The organism is bacterium (assembly GCA_040756715.1).
Lineage (GTDB): Bacteria > UBA9089 > UBA9088 > UBA9088 > UBA9088 > JBFLYE01.
In genome coordinates this window covers 1-5942 of record JBFLYE010000121.1, presented here as the reverse complement: position 1 = coordinate 5942, position 5942 = coordinate 1, and the positions used below count along the sequence as shown (strand labels likewise).

The window sequence follows — 5942 nt, the reverse complement described above, 5'->3', positions numbered from 1 at the left end:
ATAATTTTATAAAGTTTTCCTTAAGATTATCTAAACACATACATTTTGTAAAGCGTTATGGAATTAACTATAAGTCATCTGGGTTTAGATTTCCCTTGTTATATGCATCATATGCCTCCCTTATTTTATAATCCTTGATATAATTAAACCCAGCTTTTAATCCTTCATAAATTAAGGGAGAGGCACCAGAGATCCCCAAAGACCACCTTTCGTCTTCGGTTAATTCCTTACCAAAGAATATCCCTTCTCTTCCTGTTATTGCGGTTGCTATTTGGTAGCCAGAGAGGAGGTATTTTAATTGGGCATTGTTTAGCTTCCCTATGCCTGGGTTTCCAAGGGAATTAAAGGCATTGATTCCTGCCACAAATCTGCTTGCTCCGTTTATATGCTCCCTTTCCTCTGTGAATGGGTCATCGCCAGAGACAGCAATGTATGAATACGAAAAGCGTTTGTATAATTTACCACTATGTTTATATTCCTTGATAGGCTTGCTGCCTTTCCAAGGTCTACTCCCTTTACACCAGAAAGTCCACCAAATCCTCCCAAGAAACCAACCCACCTATTTGCCTTAGAAAGCTCTTGGCCTGTTATCATATCTATTCCCATAAAGGAAGAGATAAGGGAATATAGCTGACCAACCCCTGGGATAAAGGAAATTATACTAGAGATAAACTGGGTTAGTCTATTTATTTTCTGGACATTCTGGGAGTAATAATTTATCCTTGCCACCCCATTATCGGTGGGAATCTTCTCAAGTTCTGCATCAGGAAGGGTTTGAATATCAGAGATATTGTATCCATAGGCTTGTAAGGTAACACTTCCGGAAGGGAAATACCTCTTTCTCCCATCAGAAACAAGCCATAAGGAATCCCCAGAGCCTTTAACCAGCTTTGGTTTTTCACCAATTGGACTTCCACTTTCCATAGATTTAAGTTCACTATCGCTAACCTTCTTAGGTACCCAGAGAAGCATAGCTTGCTCATCGGGAATTAGCCTCTTTCTTCCATTTTCAATCATATAATATTCATTAACACTTTCTTTATCTGGGTATTCTGAAAAAATCCCTTTATTTGGTGTTGCTACCTTCTTTGTCCCTTTGATAAATGCTCCATCGGGAAGGTCAATTTTAGGTAGAGGATCACCGGTTGGGAAACAATCAGCTGAGGCAGGATTTATCTTTATTTGAGAAGATGAAAGCTTGTTAAGTGTTTCAGGGTTGGTGACCTGCCTCTTTCTTCCTGCCTCAATCATAAAATAAGCATCAACCTTCTTTTCGTATCCTCTCTTATTAGGAGACAGGGGGTCATATACTTCCCGATACCCTGGGTTTAACCTACTATACTCTCCCCACCAATCTACAGCCTCACTTCTATCTGCCTTTACCCATGTTTTTCCTTTAATAAATGCTCCATCGGGAAGGTCAATTTTAGGTAGAGGATCACCGTTGGGAAACAATCAGCTGATATATCCTTCCTCACCCTTTCCATCACCATCTGCTTTAAAATCTCATTATTTACAATCTCCCTTTTTATCCCTAGATTTATCATATAGACCTTACCCTCTTGGGATCTAAGCAATGTCCGATTGGGATATTTTATCACAGGAATAGCCTCATCCTCTGGGATTTCCTGTAAAGAAGAAGAATTAACCGAGATAATCTTATCCTCCTTAAATCCCAAAGCCTCAAAGGTTATTTTATCGGGAATAAGTTTTCTCTGGCCCATCCTCATAAGATATAATTTTCCACTTTCATCCTTTAGGATTGTTCCATTTGGGTATTTAACAAGAGGAAGGCTTCCTCCTTCAGGGATGTTCACAAGGTCTTCATTAGAAACAGAAATAGCGGTTTTAAAATTATGCTTAAACCTTAATGCCCCTGCATCCTCAAGATTCTCTTGGCCTGGAATAGCATTTTGCTCATCAGAAAAGCTATCAAAGTTATTAGAGATGCCTTTATCATATTTTACCTGGGAGGTATCTTCTGCCTGGATTGTCTCATTATCTATCTTTATACAATCCACCACAAGGCTTCGGTCAGCAATCACATTATCTGATGACCAATAGGTGGTAAAAATCTTTTCCTTAAGTCCAAACCAGCTCTTTTCTCTCCTCTGTGAGGAATTCATTACTGTCTCAATATCCTGGTCATTGGGATAGACTACCTCTATCTTATGCTCTCCCTCAGAAAGGGGAACTGTGGTTGTATAATCCTTATATTCAGAACTAACAAACCATTCCTTTATTACCTCTCCATCTATTCTTAGTTGGATGATTGGATAAACATTATCATCAGCCTTTCCCTTTGCCCTTATGGTAATAGTATGGTCGGCAATGTTTAATCCCAATGCCTCATAGGTTGTCTGATCGGGAATCTCTATTTTGCTTCCATAACTCATTAGGTAAAGCTTGTGATCAACTCCTTTAACAATGCTTCCATTCTCATATTTAATGGGAGCAAGAGAGCCAAGGTCAGGGATAAGGTTAAACTCATCATTGCTTAAGCTTATCTCATCCTTATGGTCAAAGCCAAGAATATTAAATGTCTTCTCATCAGGGATAAGCCTTTTCCCTCCTCCCATCATTACATAGACCCTATCATCCCTTTTTATCAAAGTTCCATCCTCGTATTTATTGCTAAATAATATTTGAAGGTCTAATTGCTCTATCCGGTTGTTTAAATCAAAATCAAGGTTTTTATATCCAGTCCCTGGGATTGGGATTTTTCCAAGCTTATCCTCCCAACCTACATCTTTGCTTGTCTTTAAATAGGCATCCCTTACTTTAGCATCAGGGATTAAAAGCCTGATGTCCTCTGTATCTATCTTTTTATCATGGTTGTAATCTTGGTGTTTATATCCTGGAATAACCATAGGCTCCCAATAATATCTAGGTCTAACCCAACTCCATCGCCTAAACTAACCCCATCGTCTTCTTCTTAAAACCCATTCTACCCTATCTTCCCATCCAGGGTCTTTGTCTGTCTTTCCCAAATAAGCCTCTGTTTTCTCAATTATTCTCTTTTTTTGAGGAAATAGCCTTTTGATGTCCTTGGCATCAATCCTTCCATCCTTTTCAATATCCCATTGATTTATCCCCTTTTCAATTACCCTTATCTCCTCCCTATCCTCCCAGCCAGGAGAATCCTTTGTTTTTCCAAGGGCTTCTTGGAATAGCTTTATAAACCCTTTGTCTTGCAAGGTTCTTTTGTTGCTATTTAAAGAACCTGCCCCATTGATAATACTTACTGGGTTTGTTTGCATCCTAGCACCTCCAATTTTAAAGCTATAAGCTGTATAATTTAATCCTTAAGTTTTTTCATCATTTTGCCGATATATAATCCAAAAGGGGAAAAGAAAAGGTTTTGGTTGCAAACTCCCACTATCTTTTCCTCTTTTTATTTTATAATTAACTTTTTTTATATTATCGGCAATTTTTCAAAAAAACTTTAGCAAAATTTTTAAGTAGCTTATCCAATTATTGAAAAATCCTTTTAAATTTTGTTAGAATATAGGTGAGGTGATAATTATGCCAGAATATCTAGTTCCACTGACAATTGAACCCCTGAAGGAGGGTGAATATTTAGCAACAAGCCCTCTTTTACAAGGTCTTGTTGCCCAGGGTAGAACAATATCTGAAACATTAGAAATTGCAGAAGATGTAGCAAGAAAACTTATTGAATCATATATTGAGCACAATGACCCTTTGCCGGCAGAACTTACCCTTGTATCAAATGAGAAATTCAAATTAGAAACCAAAATCCCCCTGCCGGTGGAAATATGATTAGCCTGCCCTCCTGTAAGCCGATTGATGTTATTCGCAAAATTAGAAAGGCAGGCTTTATCTTTGATAGACATGCAAAAGGAAGCCATGAAATATGGTATAATCCACGAACTCATCGTAGAACAACCATTCCTAACCATCCAGGAAAGGATATAGCAAAGGCAACCCTTTGTGCTATTATTGAACAAGCAGGCCTGACGGTTGATGAATTTCTTAACCTTTAATTTACATTGGCAAATTTTTAAAAAAACTTTAGAGAAATTTTTGGAAAGGGTGACTACAATAAAAGAAAATACCAGGAGGGATAAAAGACAACCTTTTTACCTTTTAGGTGGGTCTTCTTGAATCTGCCTTGATAGACAACAAAACCTTTGGATAGATTTAGCTTCTCCATCAGATAGATTAAGCTCTTTGGAACCTCTTCGCTTTCTGAATTCTTAACCTCTATGGGGATAATCTCTTCCTTGTCAACAATGATATCTACCTCATGGAATTGATCTCGCCAGAAATAGATGTTTCCTTTAAAGCTTGGAAAGAGAGAGGAAGAAATAGCGCTTTCAAGGATTTGGTCTTTGTTTGCCCCAAACAGGTTACCAAGGCTAGGGTCAATTATGTGACCCTTTGGGTTCGAACGCAACCTCTTCTTTAGAGAGCTACTAAACTTTGGCAGACGAAAGTAGAGCAATGAGCGTTCTAAATAGGAAATATACCTTTCTACCACAACCCTTGAAATACCTAGTGTCTGCGAAAGGGTAGTTAGATTTAACACAGAACTGGTATTCTTTCCCAGATAATAGAATAATCTTTCAAGAGAGGATGGTTCCCGGAGCTTATACATTTCAACCAAATCCCTAAAGATTACCTTATCCAATATCTCATCTTTAAGAAGCCTTGGAAACATCTCCTCCTCTTCTTCATATAGATGGGGAAAACCCCCTTTTTGTAAGAAGCTTCTGAAAAGAATCTTTATTTCCTCAATAAAAGGCGAAAGGGATAAAGGGAAAGAATTAGGGAAGCCTTCTTTTTGTATATGCTCTTTTAGGTTGATTGAAGGGGCAAAAAGCCCAATATATTCCCGAAAGGAGAATGGGAAAAGCATTTCTTCTATTGTCCTACCCGCTAAGGAATCAACCTTTTGGGTTAAAAGGGATATTGAAGAGCCTGAAATAAAGAATTTTATTGGGAATTTCCTGTCAATATAGAGCTTTACGGTCAATTCCCAATCCTTTAAGAATTGTGCCTCATCAAGGAAGAGATAAGACCTTCCTTGATTAAACCTTTTACCCCTGTATTCTTCATAGACCCTAAGGATTTCCTCAAGGGGGATTTTTAAAAGAGGGTCATCAAACGAGATATAACAGATATCTTTTGGATTTATTCTATCTTTTATAAGCTTATCTACTAATTGATAAAAGAGGGTTGTTTTTCCAACCCTGCGGGGTCCTTTTAGAAGAATTGCCCTCTTTAAAGGAAGATAGGATAAAAATCTAGAAAAGATCTCTCGTTTGAATTCGGGTAAAAATACCGCAGGAACTTTACCGGTCTGCCACCAGGGATTGTGAAATGAGAGTCGCTCGCAGAGAGAATATTTATTATTTATAAATGAATTTTACAATATTATTATAATTTTGTCAATTGTAATTTACAATAATATTTTTATAAGGGAAATGAGGAATAAAAATCCCTTCGTGCCTGGTCTATATCTGGCTTTGAAAGAGAGGAAAGAAAATCCTCTGCATCCTTTCTTGCTTCTTTTAAAATATCCCTTTGGGAGACAAAGAAGGGTATCTCTTTAGAAGAAACATACTTATTTTCCTCATTATAGAAATGCAGGTTAAGCAAAGGCTGGGTGGATAAACGATCAAGCATTTCTTTGTCTTTTTCTAGGAAAAACAAAGCCTCGGCTTTTATAGGGTCTTTTTTGGGATGATCAAATAATTCTAAATAAAGCCTGATTATAGGATAGGTGGGAAGCTTATAAAGCTCAAATCGATAAATTACAGAAAAAAATGGGATAGAAATGATATCCTCATTTTTGTATGTGTTTAGATAATCTTAAGGAAAACTTTATAAAATTATGAATTTTGAATGTTGAATTTTGAATTAAAAGGGAAAAAATTTTATAAAACTTAAACCTTCAATTCAAAATTCAAAATTTAGAA

The 5942-nt window shown here is 37.1% G+C and carries 8 protein-coding genes; 2 read left to right on the top strand and 6 right to left on the bottom strand.

All coding sequences use genetic code 11. The features are described 5' to 3' along the window. Nucleotides 1-67: 67 nt before the first annotated feature. Genes AB1397_04700 through AB1397_04685 form a run of 4 tightly spaced genes read right to left on the bottom strand, consistent with a single transcriptional unit; the run spans nucleotide 68 to nucleotide 3260 of the window. The gene (locus AB1397_04700; protein MEW6482284.1) at nucleotides 68-364 is read right to left on the bottom strand and encodes a hypothetical protein; all 297 of its coding nucleotides are present in this window, start codon (nucleotides 362-364) and stop codon (nucleotides 68-70) included. Nucleotides 365-381: 17 nt separating this feature from the next. Next, complete coding sequence (locus AB1397_04695) at nucleotides 382-1455, bottom strand: pre-toxin TG domain-containing protein (protein ID MEW6482283.1); 1074 nt, start codon at nucleotides 1453-1455, stop codon at nucleotides 382-384. Then, nucleotides 1380-2870, bottom strand: coding sequence for a carbohydrate-binding domain-containing protein (locus tag AB1397_04690; GenBank protein MEW6482282.1), 1491 nt, complete (start codon nucleotides 2868-2870; stop codon nucleotides 1380-1382). The genes AB1397_04695 and AB1397_04690 overlap by 76 nt, the downstream gene beginning before the upstream one ends. A gap of 45 nt (nucleotides 2871-2915) precedes the next feature. After that, nucleotides 2916-3260, bottom strand: a complete 345-nt coding sequence (locus AB1397_04685; protein MEW6482281.1) for a hypothetical protein — start codon at nucleotides 3258-3260, stop codon at nucleotides 2916-2918. Between the two features lie 265 nt (nucleotides 3261-3525). Here AB1397_04685 and AB1397_04680 point away from each other — a divergent pair, with 265 nt between their 5' ends. Further along, complete coding sequence (locus AB1397_04680; protein ID MEW6482280.1) at nucleotides 3526-3780, top strand: type II toxin-antitoxin system HicB family antitoxin; 255 nt, start codon at nucleotides 3526-3528, stop codon at nucleotides 3778-3780. Further along, nucleotides 3777-4004, top strand: a complete 228-nt coding sequence (locus AB1397_04675) for a type II toxin-antitoxin system HicA family toxin (protein ID MEW6482279.1) — start codon at nucleotides 3777-3779, stop codon at nucleotides 4002-4004. Before AB1397_04680 ends, AB1397_04675 begins: the two co-directional genes overlap by 4 nt. A gap of 53 nt (nucleotides 4005-4057) precedes the next feature. Here the strand turns inward: AB1397_04675 and AB1397_04670 are convergent, their stop codons facing one another. Both AB1397_04670 and AB1397_04665 read right to left on the bottom strand, forming a co-directional pair. After that, nucleotides 4058-5236 carry an ATP-binding protein gene (locus AB1397_04670; protein MEW6482278.1) on the bottom strand — a complete coding sequence of 393 codons (1179 nt, stop codon included), beginning with the start codon at nucleotides 5234-5236 and terminating at the stop codon, nucleotides 4058-4060. A 200-nt stretch (nucleotides 5237-5436) separates the two neighbouring features. Then, complete coding sequence (locus AB1397_04665) at nucleotides 5437-5649, bottom strand: hypothetical protein (GenBank protein MEW6482277.1); 213 nt, start codon at nucleotides 5647-5649, stop codon at nucleotides 5437-5439. Nucleotides 5650-5942: the final 293 nt, after the last annotated feature.

Coding starts and splice junctions, on each gene's coding strand:
- AB1397_04690 (MEW6482282.1), bottom strand. CDS start 2,870: ATGGTTATTCCAGGATATAAACACCAAGATTACAACCATGATAAAAAG.
- AB1397_04685 (MEW6482281.1), bottom strand. CDS start 3,260: ATGCAAACAAACCCAGTAAGTATTATCAATGGGGCAGGTTCTTTAAAT.
- AB1397_04680 (MEW6482280.1), top strand. CDS start 3,526: ATGCCAGAATATCTAGTTCCACTGACAATTGAACCCCTGAAGGAGGGT.
- AB1397_04675 (MEW6482279.1), top strand. CDS start 3,777: ATGATTAGCCTGCCCTCCTGTAAGCCGATTGATGTTATTCGCAAAATT.
- AB1397_04665 (MEW6482277.1), bottom strand. CDS start 5,649: ATGCTTGATCGTTTATCCACCCAGCCTTTGCTTAACCTGCATTTCTAT.